Origin of the sequence: Paenibacillus cisolokensis (assembly GCF_050481165.1) — a bacterium.
Classification (GTDB): Bacteria; Bacillota; Bacilli; order Paenibacillales; family Paenibacillaceae; genus Paenibacillus_AH; species Paenibacillus_AH cisolokensis.
In genome coordinates, this window is the sequence record NZ_JBCNFP010000011.1 from 1 (window position 1) to 18,439 (window position 18,439).

The 18,439-nt window shown below is 57.0% G+C and carries 18 protein-coding genes and 1 pseudogene; 3 read left to right on the plus strand and 16 right to left on the minus strand.

Going from position 1 to position 18,439, the window contains the following annotated elements; all coding sequences use genetic code 11:
• Nucleotides 1-402 precede the first annotated feature (402 nt).
• Nucleotides 403-585, plus strand: coding sequence for a hypothetical protein (locus ABEV74_RS01805; protein ID WP_430143034.1), 183 nt, complete (start codon nt 403-405; stop codon nt 583-585).
• A gap of 470 nt (nt 586-1,055) precedes the next feature.
• Here the strand turns inward: ABEV74_RS01805 and ABEV74_RS01810 are convergent, their stop codons facing one another.
• From ABEV74_RS01810 to ABEV74_RS01865, 12 genes are all read right to left on the minus strand, one after another.
• Nucleotides 1,056-1,472, minus strand: a complete 417-nt coding sequence (locus tag ABEV74_RS01810; RefSeq protein WP_062490741.1) for an immunity 22 family protein — start codon at nt 1,470-1,472, stop codon at nt 1,056-1,058.
• A gap of 131 nt (nt 1,473-1,603) precedes the next feature.
• The gene (locus ABEV74_RS01815; protein ID WP_430143036.1) at nt 1,604-2,677 is read right to left on the minus strand and encodes an ABC transporter substrate-binding protein; all 1,074 of its coding nucleotides are present in this window, start codon (nt 2,675-2,677) and stop codon (nt 1,604-1,606) included.
• Nucleotides 2,674-3,477, minus strand: coding sequence for an ABC transporter permease (locus ABEV74_RS01820; RefSeq protein WP_430143037.1), 804 nt, complete (start codon nt 3,475-3,477; stop codon nt 2,674-2,676). Before ABEV74_RS01820 ends, ABEV74_RS01815 begins: the two co-directional genes overlap by 4 nt.
• The gene (locus ABEV74_RS01825) at nt 3,474-4,280 is read right to left on the minus strand and encodes an ABC transporter permease (protein ID WP_062490735.1); all 807 of its coding nucleotides are present in this window, start codon (nt 4,278-4,280) and stop codon (nt 3,474-3,476) included. The genes ABEV74_RS01820 and ABEV74_RS01825 overlap by 4 nt, the downstream gene beginning before the upstream one ends.
• Nucleotides 4,270-5,376 (minus strand): ABC transporter ATP-binding protein, encoded by a 1,107-nt coding sequence (locus ABEV74_RS01830; protein WP_062496511.1) that lies wholly within the window; start codon nt 5,374-5,376, stop codon nt 4,270-4,272. The genes ABEV74_RS01825 and ABEV74_RS01830 overlap by 11 nt, the downstream gene beginning before the upstream one ends.
• Nucleotides 5,377-5,748: 372 nt before the next feature.
• On the minus strand, nt 5,749-6,675 hold the full coding sequence (locus ABEV74_RS01835; RefSeq protein ID WP_430143039.1) for a DUF4097 family beta strand repeat-containing protein: 927 nt from the start codon (nt 6,673-6,675) through the stop codon (nt 5,749-5,751).
• Nucleotides 6,676-7,262: 587 nt separating this feature from the next.
• Nucleotides 7,263-7,778, minus strand: coding sequence for a D-lyxose/D-mannose family sugar isomerase (locus ABEV74_RS01840; RefSeq protein WP_235593411.1), 516 nt, complete (start codon nt 7,776-7,778; stop codon nt 7,263-7,265).
• A 399-nt stretch (nt 7,779-8,177) separates the two neighbouring features.
• A complete protein-coding gene (locus tag ABEV74_RS01845) occupies nt 8,178-9,383 on the minus strand; it encodes a carbohydrate kinase family protein (protein ID WP_430143040.1) in 1,206 nt (401 codons plus the stop codon).
• Between the two features lie 3 nt (nt 9,384-9,386).
• Nucleotides 9,387-10,544 carry a Gfo/Idh/MocA family protein gene (locus tag ABEV74_RS01850; protein WP_430143042.1) on the minus strand — a complete coding sequence of 386 codons (1,158 nt, stop codon included), beginning with the start codon at nt 10,542-10,544 and terminating at the stop codon, nt 9,387-9,389.
• Nucleotides 10,541-11,386 (minus strand): class I fructose-bisphosphate aldolase, encoded by an 846-nt coding sequence (locus ABEV74_RS01855; protein ID WP_430143044.1) that lies wholly within the window; start codon nt 11,384-11,386, stop codon nt 10,541-10,543. Before ABEV74_RS01855 ends, ABEV74_RS01850 begins: the two co-directional genes overlap by 4 nt.
• Nucleotides 11,387-11,724: 338 nt before the next feature.
• Nucleotides 11,725-12,090 carry an ArsR/SmtB family transcription factor gene (locus ABEV74_RS01860; protein WP_062490726.1) on the minus strand — a complete coding sequence of 122 codons (366 nt, stop codon included), beginning with the start codon at nt 12,088-12,090 and terminating at the stop codon, nt 11,725-11,727.
• Nucleotide 12,091: 1 nt separating this feature from the next.
• On the minus strand, nt 12,092-12,517 hold the full coding sequence (locus ABEV74_RS01865) for an SRPBCC family protein (protein WP_244863199.1): 426 nt from the start codon (nt 12,515-12,517) through the stop codon (nt 12,092-12,094).
• Between the two features lie 224 nt (nt 12,518-12,741).
• Here ABEV74_RS01865 and ABEV74_RS01870 point away from each other — a divergent pair, with 224 nt between their 5' ends.
• The gene (locus tag ABEV74_RS01870) at nt 12,742-13,737 is read left to right on the plus strand and encodes a phosphotransferase (RefSeq protein ID WP_430143046.1); all 996 of its coding nucleotides are present in this window, start codon (nt 12,742-12,744) and stop codon (nt 13,735-13,737) included.
• Nucleotides 13,738-13,751: 14 nt separating this feature from the next.
• On the opposite strand, the gene ABEV74_RS01875 is transcribed toward ABEV74_RS01870, so the two are convergent.
• The 4 genes and pseudogenes from ABEV74_RS01875 to ABEV74_RS01890 all read right to left on the minus strand — a co-directional run bounded on the left by ABEV74_RS01875 (nt 13,752) and on the right by ABEV74_RS01890 (nt 17,556).
• Nucleotides 13,752-14,411 carry a TetR/AcrR family transcriptional regulator gene (locus ABEV74_RS01875; RefSeq protein WP_430143047.1) on the minus strand — a complete coding sequence of 220 codons (660 nt, stop codon included), beginning with the start codon at nt 14,409-14,411 and terminating at the stop codon, nt 13,752-13,754.
• A 51-nt stretch (nt 14,412-14,462) separates the two neighbouring features.
• Nucleotides 14,463-15,493 (minus strand): annotated as a pseudogene (locus tag ABEV74_RS01880) (ABC transporter permease).
• Nucleotides 15,490-16,251, minus strand: coding sequence for an ABC transporter ATP-binding protein (locus tag ABEV74_RS01885; RefSeq protein ID WP_430143048.1), 762 nt, complete (start codon nt 16,249-16,251; stop codon nt 15,490-15,492). The pseudogene ABEV74_RS01880 and the gene ABEV74_RS01885 overlap by 4 nt, the downstream one beginning before the upstream one ends.
• A 240-nt stretch (nt 16,252-16,491) precedes the next feature.
• Nucleotides 16,492-17,556, minus strand: coding sequence for an amidase domain-containing protein (locus ABEV74_RS01890; protein WP_430143050.1), 1,065 nt, complete (start codon nt 17,554-17,556; stop codon nt 16,492-16,494).
• Between the two features lie 166 nt (nt 17,557-17,722).
• Here ABEV74_RS01890 and ABEV74_RS01895 point away from each other — a divergent pair.
• Nucleotides 17,723-18,439 (plus strand): IS1380 family transposase (locus tag ABEV74_RS01895; RefSeq protein WP_430143052.1); only part of this gene is annotated, 717 nt, incomplete at its 3' end.

The following is an 18,439-nucleotide window of genomic DNA, read 5'->3' on the forward strand; positions in this document are numbered from 1 at the left end:
TCTTTGATGCAACGCTAGTGACAAAAAGTTGCAAAAGTACAGGTTTTTCGGGCGCAAAATACCCAAAATGCAAAAATTCCTGCGATAATACAGTTTTTTTGATCCGTTTAAGCCAAACAGGCGAAAATCGTAAAAAATTACTGTACTTTCGCAGGATTTTACCTCAATGTCATCTATTCGGGCCAAAATTCCTGCACTTTTGCAGGATTTCGCTGAAGCAATCAGCCGGGAGACTAGGGGCGTTGAAAGCGGGCGCACCGTTGGACGGACGACGGGGACGATGCAGGTGGGGCGCACAGACGGACGGACGACGGGGACGGTGCAGGTGGGGCGCACAGACGGACGGACGACGGGGACGGTGCAGGTGGGGCGCACCGTTGGACGGACGACGGGACGCTGCAGGTGGGGCGCACCGTTGGACGGACGACGGGGACGCTGCAGGTGGGGCGCACCGTTGGACGGACGACGGGGACGCTGCAGGTGGGGCGCACCGTTGGACGGGGACAGTTTGACGGATGGAGCGGACGTTTGGGCGGGCAAGCAGAAGCGATGAGCAGAAACTGCAAAATGCAGTTTCCCGGGTGAAAAATGGCCGGAGTTAATCCCCCCACCGTTTTCGCACAAATAGCGTTTCCAGGGTTCGTCAGCCTCTCTGACACCTATAAAAAATCTCCTATTGTTAGTGGTGCAGGCATGTTACCTACTCCATAACAAAGGAGGTATTCATAAGTGAAAATTTCCCAAATACGTGATTGGTAAATTTCCAAGTGTATTCTGTCCAAGTGTATTCCATGTTGGTGAGTATCCCTTTTCGCTGATCACCGCCAGCAAACTCACAACTGGTAATGCCCTTCAGATTTTTGTTGAAACACACCCGGCACTTAATGGGTTACGATTATTTTTGTTGAATCACAACCGGCTCAATGCTCCGATTATTTTTGTTCCATCACAACAAGCTCAACGTTCCGGTTATGATGGAATTGCACCGCCCTTGGCTTTGGAACAGCAAGGGGCCGGATTGTTCCCGAACCGGCTCCCCTTGCTTTCTCATCGCTTCAAGTCTCGTATTCGATTCCCGCCACCAGGATGGCGGAAGAACCGGGAGCCGCCCCGGACCGAGCGATCCGGAACAGCTGTTCGTTGACGGCGCCTGACGGGGAATCGTTGCCGTACAGCAAAATAATGGAATTGTACAGCCCGATGCTGGCGTATAAGGTGGCTGGCAGATGTTCGGCAAATTGCTCGTGCGGCGAATAATCCCGATGCATGTACGCGATGAACATTCTGCGCTCTTCATCGCTGTTTATAAAGTGGGTCTCCATAAAATCCGCATCGAACCAACCGATACCGCTTCGCGTCATAAACTCCGAGGGCAACGTTTCACCGTCGTCATGGCTTACAGGCTCGACGAATGCTCTCAGTTCTTCCTCGGTGCGAAAATTCGCTCCCCATACCGTCACGACATGCTTCATACATGATCCACCGCCCCATCTGTTGAAATCCGTCCAGCATGGATAACCGCTGTTTCGGCTCATCCTGTTGTCTTCGTTATCATACCATATTTGGTTTCAGCCTGTCCGGGGTCTGCCGATTCGCGCCGGCGCTATTTTCGATGCATTTTGAATTCCAGAAACAGATCGTTGTAATGCGCGAGCATCCGTTTGCCGAGATTTTCATACACTTCCAGCTTGGCGGTCAGCACGGCGTCCGGATAAAACCGCTCGTCGCCCGATATCTCTTCCGGCAATAGTTCCAGCGCGGCGGCGTTCGGCGTGGAGTATCCGACATATTCCGCATTGCGCGCCGCAACTTCCGGATCGAGCATGAAATTGATGAACGCGTGAGCCCCATCGATGTTTCGGGCCGTACGCGGGATGACCATATTGTCGAACCACAGATTGGACCCTTCTTTCGGGACGACATAGTCCAGCTTCTCGTTCTCCCACATCATCTCTGCCGCGTCGCCGGACCAGACGACGCCGACAGCGGCTTCCTCACCTGCGATCAGCATCTTGATCTCGTCCCCGACGATCGCCTTCACATTCGGCGTCAAGGCGGCAAGCTTGCGCTTCGCTTCCTGCAAATGCTCCTCGTTCGTGTCGTTAAGCGAATAGCCCAGACTGTTCAGCCCCATCCCGATCACTTCGCGCGCGCCGTCCACGAGCAGAATCTGATTGCGCAGCCGTTCATCCCACAGATCGTTCCAGCTCGTCAGCTTGCGGCCGTCCAGCATGTCGGGATTGTAGACGATGCCGACCGTGCCCCAAAAGTACGGAATCGAATATTCGTTGCCCGGATCGAACGGCAGGTCCATAAACCGTTCGTCGATATATTTCATGTTTGGCAGCTTGCCGTGGTCGAGCGGAATCAGCAGACCGTCTTCCTTCATCTTGCTGATCGCGTATTCCGACGGTATGGCGACATCGAACGTCGTGCCGCCCTGCGCCACCTTCGTCATCATCGCCTCGTTCGAGTCGAACGTCTGATAGATCACCTTCAGGCCGCTTTGCTCCTCGAACTCGGTAATGAGTTCCGGATCGATATAATCGCCCCAGTTATAGATCGTGAGCGTATTGCCGCCGGTATAGCCTTGCGACGAATTGAGCAGCGACGTCACGTACATGAGCGCGAACGCCGCCGCGAAAACGCCGACGAACAGCCTTACGATCGATTTCATCGGCGCACCTCCGCTCCGGCGGGCCGGCCGCTCCGCTGATCGATCAGATAATAGCCGACGACCAGCAGCATGGTGAAGAGGAACAGGAGCGTCGACAGCGCGTTAATCGACAGCGAAATGCCTTGGCGAGCCCGCGAGTAAATTTCCACCGACAGCGTCAAAAAGCCGTTGCCCGTCACAAAGAAGGTAACCGCAAAATCGTCGAGCGAATAGGTGAGCGCCATGAAAAATCCGGCGATAATGCCCGGCTTGATACAGGGCAGCGTCACTTTCGTCAGCACATTCCAGCGGTTCGCTCCGAGATCGCGCGCAGCGTCGACCAGCGTCGGGCTCATCTCCTGCAGTTTCGGCAGCACCATCAGCACGACGATCGGCACGCTGAACGCGATGTGGGACAGCAGCACCGACGAGAAACCGAGCTGGATGCCGGCGATCGTGAACAGAATGAGGAACGACGCCCCGATAATGACATCCGGGCTGACGATCAGCACGTTATTGAGAGACAGCAGCGCATTTTTCCGCCGGCGTCTTCTGACCTGATGGATCGCCAGCGCGCCGACGACGCCGAGCATCGTCGAGATGGCGGCCGACAAGAGCGCGATGACGAGCGTATTAAGCACAATAATGAGCAGCCGGGTATCGGCAAAGACCTCGCGGTACCACTCCAGCGTCCAACCCTCGAATTCGCGCATCGTGCCGCTGCTGTTGAACGAATAATACACCAGGTACAAAATCGGCGCATACAGCACGAGGAAGACGGCGATCAAATATAAATTGGGCCATTTGATTGTCCTTCTCACCGGATTCTTCTCACCTTCCTCTCGCCCGTCGCGATCATGAAAAGGGCCATGACGATGACGAGGAAGACGGCGATCGTCGCTCCCATTCCCCAGTCCTGCGTCACGAGAAAATGCTGCTCGATCGCCGTGCCGAGCGTAATGACCCGGTTGCCGGCGATCAGCCGCGTCAGCATAAACAGCGAAAGCGCCGGAATGAACACGGCCTGGCAGCCCGCTTTCACGCCGCTGAGCGTCAGCGGGAAGACGACGCGCCGGAACGTGGTCCAGGGCGAAGCGCCGAGATCGCGCGCCGCATACAGCAGCGACGGATTCAATTCTTCCAGCGAATTGAAAATCGGCAGCACCATAAACGGAATAAAAATATAAACCGACACGAACACAAAGCTGAAGTCGGTGAACAAAATTTGCCGCGCGCCGATGCCGATCGTCTCCAGCAGCGCGTTGACCAGGCCGTATGTGCCGAACAGTCCGAGGAAGGCGTACGCCTTCAGCAGCAGATTGATCCAGCTCGGCAATATAATCAGCATGAGCCACAGCCGTTTATGCTTCGTCCGGGTGAGCCAGTAGGCAGTCGGGTACGCGACCAGCAGCGAAAACGCGGTAATCAGAAAAGCGTACCAGAACGAGCTGAGCGTCATGCGCAAATAGACGGGCGTAAAAAATTTGGCGTAATTATCGAGCGTAAGCTGTCCTTCCACATCGAAGAATGAATAATAGACGATAAGCAGAATCGGCGCGACGACGAACAGCGCGATCCAGGCGACGTACGGAATGAGGTACAGATTTCGGGTATTACTTGACATGACCGTTCTCTCCGTACGCTTCCAACCGTTTGTCGAACTCGTCTTCCGTCTCGCCGAACCGCATGACGTGGATCGCTTCCGGCTCGAAGGTGAGGCCGATCTCTTCGCCGACGGTCGCCTTCTTCGTCGAATGGACGAGCCACTTGTTGCCCGCTTCGTCGTGGCCGAGAATCTCGTAATGAACGCCGCGGAACAGCTGGGAATCGACCTTTATGCGCAGCTTGCCCTGCTCCGGCGACGTAATTTCCAAATCCTCGGGGCGGATGACGACCTCGACCGGCTCGTTCGGCGTCAATCCGCGGTCGACGCATTCGAACGGCTTGCCGGCGAATTCGACCAAATAATCGCGGGTCATCCGGCCCGGCACGATATTCGACTCACCGATGAAATCGGCCACGAACCGGTTGATCGGCTCGTCATAGATGTCGGTCGGCGTGCCGCTTTGCTGAATGATCCCTTCGTTCAGCACGAAAATTTCGTCCGACATCGCGAGCGCCTCTTCCTGGTCGTGGGTGACGAAGATGAAGGTAATGCCCAGACGGCGCTGCAGCTCCCGCAGCTCGTACTGCATTTCGGTGCGCAGCTTCAGGTCGAGCGCGGACAAGGGCTCGTCCAGCAAAATCACTTCCGGCCGGTTGACGATCGCCCGGGCAATCGCGACGCGCTGACGCTGCCCGCCGGACATTTCCGAAATGCGGCGCGTCTCGTAGCCGTCGAGATTGACGAACCGCAGCGCTTCCCGCACTTTGACCTTGATGTCGGCCGACTTCATTTTTTTCACCCGCAGGCCGAAGGCGACATTTTCAAAAACGTTCAGATGCGGGAACAGCGCGTAGTCCTGAAACACCGTGTTAACCTGACGCTTCTCGGCGGGCACGCGGTTGACGACGGTCCCGTTGAAATAAATATTTCCTTGCGTCGGTTCGATGAAGCCGGCGATCAGGCGCAGAATTGTCGTTTTGCCGCAGCCGGAAGGGCCGAGCAGCGTATAAAATTTGCCCCGTTCGATTTCGAAGCTGACGTCCCGCAGTACGGGCGGATCGTCGTCATACTGAACGGTTACCCGCTCGAAGCGGATAATCGGTTGGCTCGTCATGTCGTTCATCCCATCCCCTTTGTTTGACAGAATAAGGCGGCTGTTCGCGCCACTGCTCATACATATCCGGAGCGTCCGAAACCGGTCCGGACCATCCGGCAATATCCAATAATAACACCAGTAATTATACCGGTTTGCGTCCAAACTGCAATCGTCATTTTCGCAGGCGCTGCGGGCTCCTTCCGTTAGCACGACGACACGGCCATTTGACAGCCGAGTGCCGTACCGCAAACATAACGAAAGCATCTCCGGAACCACTGTCGGTGTGGAGCCGAAGATGCATGTTCGCTTTTTCCCTTTACCATGACTCGCACGAAAACGATTCGCACCGTATACTGAAACTTTTCGGGTCGGGAAACGTTTAAGGGTCTGTCAACGGACCGAGATGTCTCCGGACTGCGTGCGGATTTTGAGCGTGCGGGAACCGTCGCCGTAAATGCCTTTCAACGTCCGCTTCGTCTGCTCCAGATCCCGCAGCTCGAACGCGACCGTCTTCGAGCCGCTCGCAGACTCCAGATCGAGCCGCATACCGGGACGCTCGCCGGCAAATTGAACGGACGCATCCCCGCTCGCTGTCGACAAATCGATATCGCCCAAGCTGTTCGCCAGCTCCAGCTCGATATCTCCGCTCGACGTCGACAATTTGATGTCACCGGCGCTACCGGCGGCGTTCAATTCGATGTCCCCGCTCGAAGCATTCAGCGCGATGCCGCCGCCGCTCTCCGCTTTTTGCAGCCGGATCTCGCCGCTCGATGTCGATAATGCAATATCTCCGCCGCTCTCCGCGGCGTCTATCCGAATATTTCCGCTGGACGTTCGGCCGTCGATGCGGCTGGCTTTCAGCGATTTTACCTCGAAATCGCCAGAGCCGCTGTCGAACGTCAGATCGCCTGCGGTCAGGTTATCGGCCGTCACATCGCCGCTGCCGCTCTCGATCTCGACCGCACCTTCATAGTTGTCGGGTAGAGACACGGCCAATCGGGGCTGCCTGCCAACCGAAAGTCCGGCAGGCTTGTCGATTGCGATCGTGACGACGCCGTCGCGTTCGGACACGTTCAATTCCGGCCCTTTGCCGTACGTCACCATCTCGGCGAGCAGCTCTCCGTCTTTCGCCCCGGCAGCCAGCACGGCGTCCGTGCCGCCCGCCTCGATTCGTATCGTATCGACCCCTTCCAGGGCGACGGTCTCGGATACGGTCTTTCCTTCAAAAGCCGTTCCGACGTAGCCGCAACCGGCCATAACGGCCGCAAGCAGCAATGCGAACAATACCGCTATCCAGCTGATTATCGACTTTTTCATATTTTGTTCCTTCTCCTCCATCTTGATCCATGCTGCATCTCCCTTCTATATTACGTGAAGATGCAGCTTGATGCTAGAAAGGCGCGTAATTGGATCATATAAAAGGAATTGCCGTGTTGTGAATTAGCGGATTGTGAATTAGCGGATTGTGAAACGATCGATGGCTGAACCGCGGCATCGCCCTCGGCTGGGCGGTCATGTGGGACAAGGGCGGGGGATATGAATTCGGCAGGAAGAGCAACAGGCGGAGGTATATATTCGTTGCCTTAGGGACAAACCAGAGGGCAAGAAGCGCCGGATGATCCGGACGTTGCGCGGCGAGGGCTTTAGGGTCGATCTGTCATGAAACGGGCCTGCAGCGCCGCCGCCGCAGCCCCCCTTTGCCGTGACGATTCCGGCCGGATAAGGGGGCTGGCCATACGCGCGGCCATGCGCTTACCGGCCGGGCTGCTCCGGCCGAAGCGGTCCGCCTGACCGCGCGCAAAGAGCGCTTGCTGCGATGCAGCATGCGGCTCAAGCCGTCACGCTTCCGGCTCCCGGGCCTGGCGCCGGAAGCGTGACGGATGCCGCTTCGGCCTCGCTTTCTTCTATGTGCTTCGCTCTTCGTCTTCCTCGATAACGGGCATTCTTACAATTCGCGGATCGGTGAAAATATCGAATTCGTCCCGGCTCGTGCTGGAAAATTCCGAGACGACCGCGCCGTTCGGGCCGCCCTGAAACCAATGCTTGGTGCCGGGCGGAATCGTGTACTGCTCCCCGGGACGGAGCGCGATTTCGTGAAATACCGTATAATACGCCTTGCTTTCGGCGGGGACGACGGCCTGAATGTTCCGGGACGGTTCTCCTTCGACGTACAGATAGACAAGACCGGAGCGGCAGCGGAACGTCTCCATTTTGCCGGGTTCGCCGTTGACCGGGGGATGCAGGTGCTCGGGGCAAGTCTGACCGGGAAACAGGACCAGTTCCTTGGCGCAGTAACGGTCGGTATTGATGTAAGTGATCAGCTGCAGCCCTTCGCGTTCCAGCGACCCGAGGCCGAATCCGGCCACCTCCAGGCTGTCCCGCTCGGACGGCGTGACCGCAATGCCCGCCGCGGCCAGCATGTCGGCCGCTCTCGCCTGCGCCTTGCGCACTTCGCTTCGCTTCAATGTCATGCTTCTACCCCTCCTTCAAAATTTAAATGCCCTTGTGACGCTCTTCCCCCGCCGGCCGCCCCGCCGTATGCCCCGCCATCGATGGACGCCGGCCGGACAGCGGAATCCGGCGCGTTGGCGCGGCTTGACCGCACCGAACAGCGGAGTCACGGCGCGTTGATGCGGCTTGACCGCGGCCGGACGATGGTGTCACGGCGCGTTGACGCGGCTTGGCCGCGGCCGGACGATGGTGTCACGGCGCGTTGGCGCGGTTGGCCGTCGGCCGGACAGCAAAGTCCGGCGCACTGACGCGGCTTGACCGCGCGGCCGGACATTATCCCGGCGCAAAGCAACGGGGCCGGACGCCAGCTAACCTTTCTCGTACAGACAGGCGCCATCGCCTGCGTCGATCCGCCGCCAGCCGGACAGCGGAACGGTGCGCTCGCGCTGCGGCCAGCCTGCAGCGATCCGGCGCCGCACCTCGCTCCACGCCGGCACGCCGCTTACAGCGTCGGCGCGCTCGACGTTGCAGGCGCCGGTGCCGACGGCACAGAGCAGCGTTTGCTCGAGGGCGAGCCCTTGTGCCAATCCGCCAAGGAAACCCGCGATCGTGCAGTCGCCGGCGCCGGTCGTTCCCGCCGTCCCGACCCGGAAGCAGGGTGCGAGCAGCTCCCTTCCTGTCCAGCCTGCGGCTGCCGCCGCCTGCGGAGCGCACGGGCCCATCGTGGACAGCCGGGCAGGATCGTCCGTCGTACGGACATATAGCCCGTATTCGCCGAGCTTCAAGGCGACGACGGCGGCACCCATCCCGAGCAGCTCGCCGGCAAGCCGCGACAGCTCTTCCCCGTCCGCATAACGAAGCAGCGCCTCCGAACCGTACTCCCGCGCAAGCGCCTGGTACCGATCCGGCCGCAGCATAAACAAGATTTCTTCATAGCTCGGCATGAACACATCGACATGAGGCAGCGTCCGGGCCAGAATGGAACGCCAGCCCGCGCGCCCGGCCGGCGAGCCGGGATCGGGCCTGGCCAGATCGAGCGATACGGTCAGCCCCGCCGACTTGGCGCCGGACAGAAGACGCTCCAGCTCTTCGCCGCCGCGTTCGTACATCCGGCGCATCAGCGGCGGATAGCCGAAATGGAACAGCCGTGCGCCCGCCAGCATTTCCGGACGCACGTCCGCCGCCCGAAACGTATCGTTCGCCCCTGTCGCGTGCAGGAAAATACGGTCTACGCCCGGCGGGCTGATGACGATCGAATAGGAGCTGTGCTCGCCTTCGGCGACGATCATGCCGTCCGCCAGTCCGTTTCCGTAGCCTTCCAGCACCTCGACAATCGTTTTGCCGAAGCCGTCGTTTCCGATTTTGCCCATAAGCCGCACCGGAAAGCCGAGACGATGCAGCGCCAGTCCGGTATTGGAGACCGCGCCGCCGGTCGCGACAAGCGCCGGCCCGACCTGCGTCAGCTTGCCCGGGGTCAGCATCCCCTCGACGCTTCCGCCGCTCTGCTTCATGTCCGGAATAACGTCCAGACAGATATGTCCGGCGACGACGATATCCGCCTTGCCCGCACTCATCGCTCAATTCCTCCAGTCTATCGCGATCGTGGCGCCGGTGCGTTCCGATTCGAGCGCGGCGGTGAAGACGCGATGACTGTCCGCCGCCTCTTCCGGCGTGGCGCAGCGGAACGGCTGCCGCATCTTGCCGGGATGCGCGATCTCGTCGCAAAACGCGGCCCACATCTGCAAAATCGAATCGGAAAAGCCGAATTCGAAGATGGAGCCGGTAATGGTTCCGTAGGCAGACCGGTAAGGCGCATCGGCGACGTGCCAGGCTTGTTCTCCGCCCGGCTCGTACGGGAGCGACGCGACCTGCTTCGGATATTTCGTCGAAAATTCGGCCGAGAAAGCGGTTCCGCAAATGCGGATAAACCATGTATTCGCATGACCCGGCGCGATCCGCTTCATCGACAGCAGCATCGGGAACTGCTGATCGGCCGTCTTCACCTCACATGCCAGTATCGCATTGTCCCACGTCTCACAAGGGGCCGTCCCGCCTTCGCCGTCCGGCCGCTCCTCCATAATCTTGCTAAGCAAGGCCCGAACGCTGGCCGGCTTCCAGCCGAAGCGCAGCGGCAGATGCAGCACATGCATGCCCAGATCGCCCATGCAGCCGTAATCGCCGTTCGTGGCCGTCCGGCGCTTCCAGTTGATCGGCTTCGTCGGGTCCAGGTCGCTGGAATGCCAGAACCCCGCTTCTACCTCGATAATGCGGCCGAATCGGCCTTCCCCTACCCACCGGACGATTTGCTGCGCCCCGGGGAAGAACGGGAACTCCGACGAGCAGCGGACAATGACCCCGGGATGCGCATCAATCGCGGCCTGAATGGCGGCGTTTGCTTCCCGGTCGATGCCGAACGGCTTCTCGCCGAGCAGATGCTTGCCCGCCTTGACGATGTCGATGTAAATCCGTTCATGCAAATGATGCGGAACGGCGCAATATACCGCCTCTACAGACGAATCGGCGAGCAGCTCCCGGTAGTCCGAATAGACGTGCTCCACCGTCGGCACCCGGTCCTTGAACCACTGGGCGGCGGCAGGGACGGGATCGCTTACCGCGACGATACGCGGCTCGACGTCCATATCCGTCAGATGGCACCAGCGCGCCGCCGCGCTGGCGAACTCCTTGCCCATCAGGCCGCAGCCGATGACGCCGAATCGGATAACGCGCTTCTTCATCGGACGTCTCCCCTTTCCAGTATGGCGAGCGCCTCCTCCGCGGAAGCGCCTTCATGGACAACCGCCATCAGCGCCGCGGTCATGCCGGCCGGATTCGGGTGCTGGATTACGTTACGCCCGTATACGATTCCCGATGCGCCCTGCTTCATCAGCTCCACCGTCCGCCCGATAATTTCCCGATCGCCGGCTCTGCCGCCGCCGCGTACCAGCACCGGCACTCCGGAAGCGATTTCAATTACGCGGTGATACTCGGTCACATCGTCGCACGGGTCGGCCTTGATGATATCGGCTCCAAGCTCCACCGCCTGGCGGACGAGCGGCATAATTTTGCGGATGTCGCCATCGACCATGTAGCCGCCCTTCGCCTCGTTCGGGAGCATGACGAGCGGCTCCACCATCAGCGGCATGCCGTAGCGCTCGCATTCGGTCTTGAGCATCATCACGTTGCGGACGCATTGGCGGTGCAGCTCCGGCTGGCCGGGCAGCAGCAGCAGATTGACGCAGACCGCCACCGCGTCGAGCTGCACCGCCTGCTCGGCGGCGCGGTCGATCAGCTCGCTGAACAGCACGCTTGGCAGCGCGCTGCCGTAGATGTTGGCCGCGTCGGTCCGCAAGACGAGACCGGGCTTGCGCTTGCCGGGAATCTCTTGCAGAAGGCGCGCCTGGCCTGCGCTCAGCTGCACGCAGTCGGGTCCTGCCCGAACGATCGTTTCGACCGCCTGTTTCATATTTTCAATGCCGGACAAGAAGGAGTGCTCATTGAAAAAACCGTGGTCGATCGCGACGTCGAAGCATTTGCCCCGTTCGCTGAACATGCGGTTCATCCTTACCTTATTGGACATGATCGCCGACCGCTCCTTTATTTGTTTATTTCGAACATACAATGTTCTAATTAAACAAAATACTAGTGCATCTCCCGTTCGTTGTCCAGCAAAAATTGGATTCCGCCAAAGTCGCAATATTCCTCACGCGCGCGCATGCCCCGAACCCGCGATGAAAGGATCCGGCCACTAGAGCTGCGTTCTGCCGTTATTTGCAGTCATTTCGCGATGATCCGCACTTTCCGGCATGCAACTTATACCCGAATCGGTCTCCTCTTACGCAAAAACGGACCGAAGCATCGACCGTACCGCACAAAAAAGCTTGCCCGAAGCCGTCCTGCGACGACTACGGGCAAGCCTCAAAAATTGGCGCCGGATTGTTCTTCCTCTCCCCCGGCCGCATCGTCTTTCGTTTCCACATAACGCTGCAAGGCCGCCAACTTATTGGCCCAAAACCGCTCGTAATAGGCAAGCCATCGCTTGAGCTCCAGCAACGGCTCGGGCTCGAGCCGGTACCGCATCTCCCTCCCCGACTTTCGCCCCTTCACCAGCCCCGCCTCCGACAGCACGCGCAGATGCTTGGAAACGGCCGTCCGGCTCATCGGAAAGCGGCCGCTGATGGCGGTCACAGGCAATTCGCGGTCGGCCAACAGTTTTAACAGCTCGCGCCGGGTCGGATCGGCGATCGCCTGGAATACGTCATATTGGGGCTTGGCAGCGCGCATCTCAGCCCTCCGCGTATTGCGCCAGCTTCCGCACGAGTCCGCCCCAGCCCTGATCCATCCGCTCCCGCACGTCCGTATGCGATTGATTGAACTTGGTGACCGTATCCGCGTCCCAGCCGGAATGGATAAGCGTGAATACCGTCTTGTCCCCGTCTGCCTCCAGCGCGAACGTGACCGTCCAATCTTTATCCCACCGGAACGACAGACGGTTCGGAGGATCCAATTCGATTACTTTGCACGGCGATTGGCCGAACGGGCCGGCTTCCAAAATAAATTCATAACCGAGCACGGGCTCGAACGTATTGGGCATAAACCAGGCGGCGATGCCCTCCGACGTCGCAACGGCGTCCCAAACTTTGTCGATTGGCGCGTTTATGACCAGCGTATGGCGGATATCCGGCAAAGCGGTTCCTTTATGGCTGTCCAATTGCTCGTTCCTCCTCATCCTGACGGTTTTCGCTGTCGGTTTCCTATCGTCAAACCGATTATGTGAAACCATTTGGTTTCATATCGCCGTTCCCATTATACGAAACCTTTTGGTTTCATGTCAAACCGATTAAAAAGCGGCCGAAAATGCCGCAGGCGAAAACCGTTGAAGGAATGAAGGCGCTCCGCTCCGAAATAAATACTCGAAACGAGGAGGGGAAAACGATGAGCCGCGATTTGCTGCAAGAGATCGCCGACGTGATGCGTGCCGAGTGGAATATCGCCATTGCCGGCTCGAGGCCGATTCGCCGGGGGTATATGAACGAGAAATGGATGCTGCAGACGAATGCCGGACCGCTGTTCGTCAAGAGCTATCATCCGGAGCGGTACCGCAAGCATCAGGAGACTGTTTGGCGGGAAATCGGCCAGGCGCTTCGCCTGCAAGCGGCGTTCCGCCAAGCGGGAGGCGCCTGTCCGGCATTGCTGGAATCCGGCGGACAGCGGCTGCTGCACCGGACGGCTTCGGGCCGGATGTTCGTCGTTATGACCGGCTGTCCGGGAAGGATGATCCCGGCCGGCAAGGCTACCCCGGAGCAAATGCGCAGCCTCGGCGCCGCCGCGGCTTTCATGCATGCCGTCTGGAATGACGGAAATCTTGCCGCGGCGGCGGAGGAACGTCCGGCACAGCCGCTGTGGACCGTTGACCTGCCTGGCTTGATGAAGCAGTGGGAGCAGCGGCAGGAAGAAGCCGCCGGCGCACCGTCGGCGACGCTGCAAGCGCTGCAGCTTCAACGGAGCATAATCGGGCGGCTCGTTCCGGGCGAATGGGCGGACGAATGCCCGGGCTGGACCCACCTCGATCTGTGGGCCGACAATTTGCTGTTCGAGTCGGACAAGCTGGCCGCCATCGTCGATTTCGACCGCGTCCGCTATTCGCATCCGATGCTCGATCTCGGACGGGCCGTTCTGTCGTTAACGCTGGATCGCGGCGCCTTTCGCCGGGAAGCGGCCGCCGCGCTTGCCGAAGGATACCGGCAAATTCGGCCGCTGGCGAAAGGCCGGCTGCTGCATGCCGTACGGCACGCCTGGCTCGTCGAATCGTTCTGGTGGATTCGTCCTGGCATGGATCGGTTTAGCACCGCTCCGCACCGGTTCGCCCGCGAAATGCTGTGGACGGCCGGCCAATGGGACGAGCTAGAACACGTGCTCGGGAATATTTGAGAAACAAGGCTGCTTTACGGCGCCAACCCTTTCATAATAAAATTGATCGTCGCTTCGCGTTCGAGCTCATCATCCCATTTCGATTCATCCCGTCTTCCGACGATGTCACGAAGCACGACATAACCGAGGATGGAAAACGCGGTGAGCCTTATAATCGTCAAAGAAGGCAGGTCGATCAATTTCCCCTCGGCCTTGAACTTACTCACGATGGCGTCCAGCTTGCCTTTCATCTGGGAGAATATGAGATGTTCCAACTGCTCCTGAAGATCGGGATGAAACGGAATTTCCTGAACGATTATTTTGAACAGGCTGCGATTCTGGTTCAGGAATGCGATTCGGTTGTCGATCATCGCTCTCAGGAACTGGTCGAAACTTTCATAATCGGAATCCAGCACTTCCCGTATTTCCCGCACCACGAACGGAGCCAGCAGCTTCACCATCGCGGGCGTCACGATCGACAGCAGCAAATCTTTCTTGGTTTTGTAATGGCGAAAAATGGTCCCCTCCGCCACGCCGGCCCGCTGCGCGATTTCACTCGTCGAAGACGCCGCATAGCCTTTTTCCGCGAACACATCGATAGCCGCTTTGAAAATTCGGGCTTGTTTTTCCGTCATTCTGGCTCCGGAATCGCCATGAAGCAGCTCCTCCATCCAAGGCTCCAGCGGTTTCGTCATTTTACCTAACTCCTTATCGGTCCTTCTGAAAACCGTTCCTTTTCATCATCATTATATCGCTCGCTGTTTCCGCAAAACAACAATATTGAGCAGCGCGAAGACGGCGGAGAAGCCGAGCAGCACATAGATGTCGAGCTGAATCGAGCCGATCCCTTCCCCGCGAATCATCACGCCCCTCATCGCGTCCGCGCCGTAGAAGAGCGGCATGATATAACTCAGCTTCTGCAGCCAGGGACTCATCGAGTCCAGCGGGAACAGCCCGGAGAAAAACACTTGCGGCACGATGACAAGCGGAATGAACTGAATCATCTGAAGTTCGCTTCCGGCATAAGTCGAGAGCAGCGTGCCGAGCGCCAGCGCCGTCAAAGTGAGCAGCAGGTTGATCAGCAGCACGAGCCAGAAGGAACCGGCCATGTACATCCCTAACACACCAACCGAGAAAGAGGTGATCAGCGTCGATTGGAGCAGGGTGAACACGCCGAAGCCCAGCAGATACCCGCCGACAATTTCGGCCGGACGAATCGGCGTAGCCAGCAATCTTTCCAGCGTTCCGGTCGTGCGCTCGCGCAGAAGGGAAATGCCGGCAATGAGAAAAACGAAGAAAAAGGAAAAAAATCCGATCAGCACCGGTCCGAACGAATCGAACGAAGACAGATCCGCATTGCCGTGCAAATACGTTATATCCGGCTGAAACGCCGGGGCCAGGTTCTGCATAACCTGCTGCATCGCCTGCTGCATCAAGAGCAGAACGGCTTTACTCATCGAGGGATCGCTGCCTTCCAGCACGATCGCCGGCTTTCCATCGGAAAACGACAGGACGGCATCCAATTCCCCTTCCTTCAGAGCCTGCTCCGCATCATCCGGACTGTCATAGAAAACGACACGGGCGCCAGCGTCCGCAAGCTGCCGGTTCAATTGCTCCGGCATTTGAACCGTACCGATGTCCGGAGTGACCGGCTGGCCGTTAAAAATAAAATGAACCAGCGTCAATACAGCAGCGGGGCGAGAAAAATCAACGCCATCGTACGCTTGTCGCGAACAAATTGGCGAATGATCCGAATGGCGAGCGCACGCGTTCTCATGCTTGATCCCCTCCCCCGAGAACAATGAATGCCTCTTCGAGCGTAGCCGCCCCGCTCTGCGTCTTGAGCGCCTCCGGAGAATCGACGGCTGTCAGGCGGCCGTTCCGAATCAGGCCGATCCGGTCGCATTTGTCCGCTTCATCCATGACATGCGTCGTCAGGATGATCGTCGTCCCCCGATCCCGCAGGGCGAACAGCTCCTTCCATATCGATTGCCGCAATAACGGATCGATGCCGACCGTCGGCTCGTCGAGCACAAGCAGTTCCGGATCGTGCAAAAGCGCAATGGCAAGCGACAGCCGCCGCTTCATCCCGCCGGAATAGGCGGCGACGGGTTTGTTCATATGATCGGTCAGATCGACGATGCGCATCGCTGCCTGTATGCGCTCTTGGCGCCGGGCGCCGGACAACCCGTAAAGCGAGGCGAAAAAGAGCAGATTTTCGCGTGCGGTCAGTTCGTTATACAGCGCGTCCGATTGCGCCATATACCCGAACCGGCCGAGCAAGGCAAGACGGGGCATCCGTTCGCCGAAAACATGGACGGTCCCGCCGTCCGCCTTCTCGATGCCGGTAATCTGCTTGATCAGCGTCGTCTTGCCGGAGCCGGAGGGGCCGAGCAATCCGAACAATTCGCCGCGCCCGACCTGCAGCGTTATACGTTCCAGAATCGTGCGCTCCCCGTATTTGCGCGTCAAATCGCAAATCTCCACAACCGGGGAAGAGGCGGAGGCGGCATTTCCTGCAACGCTCGCAACCATGAAAGACACATCCTTTCGAAGTGAGTAATCACTCATTTTCTTCATTATATGCGATTGACCGTGCGTTTGGGAAGTGAGTACTCGCTCATTTTAAACCAAAAATGGATTGGCTGGGCATGGGCATCGCTTAATTACAATGGTGAAATGGATAGGGGGGGACTTCTATAATAATAAAGGAATTCGCCCCTCGGGGTATCAAGGTGCGAATTCCTTTTTGTTTTGCTCAAAAACCCGGACTTTTCAGAGGGTTTGAGTATCTAAAATGTGAGTAAAATACGTCGATGTGTTTGGATAACTCGATGCATAGAAATCCCATAATACATTATGCCGATCAGTTGTATGATAAGACACATATACGTATCTTTTAGATGGGTCCCAAGCTGGTGTTTCGATATAGGATACAATAGCTGTATGGTTTTTATCACCATCGGAACCTTTATCATATTGAATGATATCACCAATTGCCATTCCCGATAGATTTGATGCAACAGCATCTATAGTACTATAGTTTCTTAACAAGTCGAAAAGCTCGTCAACATTTATCCAAGAAAGTGACCTCAGCCAGCCGCCTGCATTGATGTTATAATACCATGATGGATTGTAATCGGATCCGTTCGGCTGGATATACATAGGGATTCCACCTGCATGAATCGCTTGTGAAGCAAAGTTTGTGCAGTCATTGCTATATTCAATGTAGTCCGGATTATAATTATCCCAGTATTTATCAACATAGTTTTGGACTGCTGTTCTGTTGTATGTATAGGTTACAGCAGCCGGAGCTACAGTTGGAGCTACAGAAACATTAGTCTCCGCTTCATTTGATTCAACAGATGCTTTTGTACGAGCGTTCGATACAAGTTCATCTGCATCTACTTCCATTTGCGGAAAATCAATTTGAATTTCTCCTGAATCCGAAATTAAAATCTGTACCTCATCTTTAAACACGGTCTTAGTTTCGAGTCCCGACCAGGAGAATGTTTGATATATTTCAGCGGTTACAATTTGGTTGTTATCAACAACAGAAATGTCTTTTACCTTATAATCTACTTGATAATCCGATAAGGAATTACCATAGATATCATCCATAAAATTCACAAGTCCAAACGCTTCGTCCTTCTTGGTCAACGTTTTGGAGATTTTTTTCGCTTTTAATAGATCCCCCCTTTGCTTGAAAAAACTATTCAATTTTTTCTCTTGAGCAACTGACAACGTAGTGGCTGTTTTTCCTTCTGCAGAGGCTGAGACGTTTGTCGTGAGGACAAAAAGCATGACAAAAGCGGAAATTGCCAAAAATCCTCTTTTCATGTTATCATCTCCTTGCCTTTTTATTTAATATAGGGGACTTCTTTAAAATACCTGAATCCGTGATAATTCTTCTGTGAAAAAGAAGAAAAAGAAAGGAAATCGCATCTCCGATGGTGAATTTTAAAGGAACCATGAATGATCCACTTTCACCTGCGAGGTGCTACATATGAGAATCCAATTCACCCAATCTAAGGAAATTCTGTTGACTACGCATGCTGGCCTGGCCACCGTCGGCGCCTTGCTTTCCCATACCCGATTGCCGCAGCGTCTCAATCGCTCCACCGTGAAAGGAATGGAGAACCCGATTCACAGTAATGGCGATGTCATGACCAGCTATCTTGGCTTGCTTTGTCAAGGCAAAAGCGACTTCGACCACATCGAGCCTTTCCGAAAAGATCCCGTATTCCAAACCTGCCTCGGTGTCCGCAAGGTGCCGTCAAGCCCGACACTCCGTCAGCGTCTGGATGCCGCAGCTCAAACGATGAATGCCAACTGGAACGAGATCCTACTTCAAGAATCCGCCGATCTGATTCGAAACGTAAAAGCACCTGTAACCGGACTGACAGCAGGTGAGCATACGGTGATTCCGCTGGATATCGATGTCTCTCCGTTCGATAACTCCGGTACAAAAAAAGAGGGTGTTTCGTTGACCTACAAAGGCACGTTCGGCTACGCCCCCATTTTCGCCTACCTCGGACAGGAGGGGTATGGCGTGAATGTGCATCTTCGGGAAGGCAGCACGCACAGTCAGAAGAATGGCGCTGATTTTCTGCGCGAAAGCATCCAGTATGCCCGGCGCATCACGAAAGAGCGCCTTCTCGTGCGGATGGATTCCGCTCACGACAGTCTGGAAAATCTGCAGGTGTGTCATGCTGAGCCAGAG

Excerpts from the sequence above, each read along its gene's own strand:
- ABEV74_RS01810 (WP_062490741.1), bottom strand. The coding sequence starts at position 1,472 with ATGAAGCATGTCGTGACGGTATGGGGAGCGAATTTTCGCACCGAGGAA.
- ABEV74_RS01815 (WP_430143036.1), bottom strand. The coding sequence starts at position 2,677 with ATGAAATCGATCGTAAGGCTGTTCGTCGGCGTTTTCGCGGCGGCGTTC.
- ABEV74_RS01825 (WP_062490735.1), bottom strand. The coding sequence starts at position 4,280 with ATGTCAAGTAATACCCGAAATCTGTACCTCATTCCGTACGTCGCCTGG.
- ABEV74_RS01830 (WP_062496511.1), bottom strand. The coding sequence starts at position 5,376 with ATGACGAGCCAACCGATTATCCGCTTCGAGCGGGTAACCGTTCAGTAT.
- ABEV74_RS01835 (WP_430143039.1), bottom strand. The coding sequence starts at position 6,675 with ATGAAAAAGTCGATAATCAGCTGGATAGCGGTATTGTTCGCATTGCTG.
- ABEV74_RS01840 (WP_235593411.1), bottom strand. The coding sequence starts at position 7,778 with ATGCTGGCCGCGGCGGGCATTGCGGTCACGCCGTCCGAGCGGGACAGC.
- ABEV74_RS01845 (WP_430143040.1), bottom strand. The coding sequence starts at position 9,383 with ATGAGTGCGGGCAAGGCGGATATCGTCGTCGCCGGACATATCTGTCTG.
- ABEV74_RS01850 (WP_430143042.1), bottom strand. The coding sequence starts at position 10,544 with ATGAAGAAGCGCGTTATCCGATTCGGCGTCATCGGCTGCGGCCTGATG.
- ABEV74_RS01855 (WP_430143044.1), bottom strand. The coding sequence starts at position 11,386 with ATGTCCAATAAGGTAAGGATGAACCGCATGTTCAGCGAACGGGGCAAA.
- ABEV74_RS01860 (WP_062490726.1), bottom strand. The coding sequence starts at position 12,090 with ATGCGCGCTGCCAAGCCCCAATATGACGTATTCCAGGCGATCGCCGAT.
- ABEV74_RS01870 (WP_430143046.1), top strand. The coding sequence starts at position 12,742 with ATGAGCCGCGATTTGCTGCAAGAGATCGCCGACGTGATGCGTGCCGAG.
- ABEV74_RS01875 (WP_430143047.1), bottom strand. The coding sequence starts at position 14,411 with ATGACGAAACCGCTGGAGCCTTGGATGGAGGAGCTGCTTCATGGCGAT.
- ABEV74_RS01885 (WP_430143048.1), bottom strand. The coding sequence starts at position 16,251 with ATGGTTGCGAGCGTTGCAGGAAATGCCGCCTCCGCCTCTTCCCCGGTT.
- ABEV74_RS01890 (WP_430143050.1), bottom strand. The coding sequence starts at position 17,556 with ATGAAAAGAGGATTTTTGGCAATTTCCGCTTTTGTCATGCTTTTTGTC.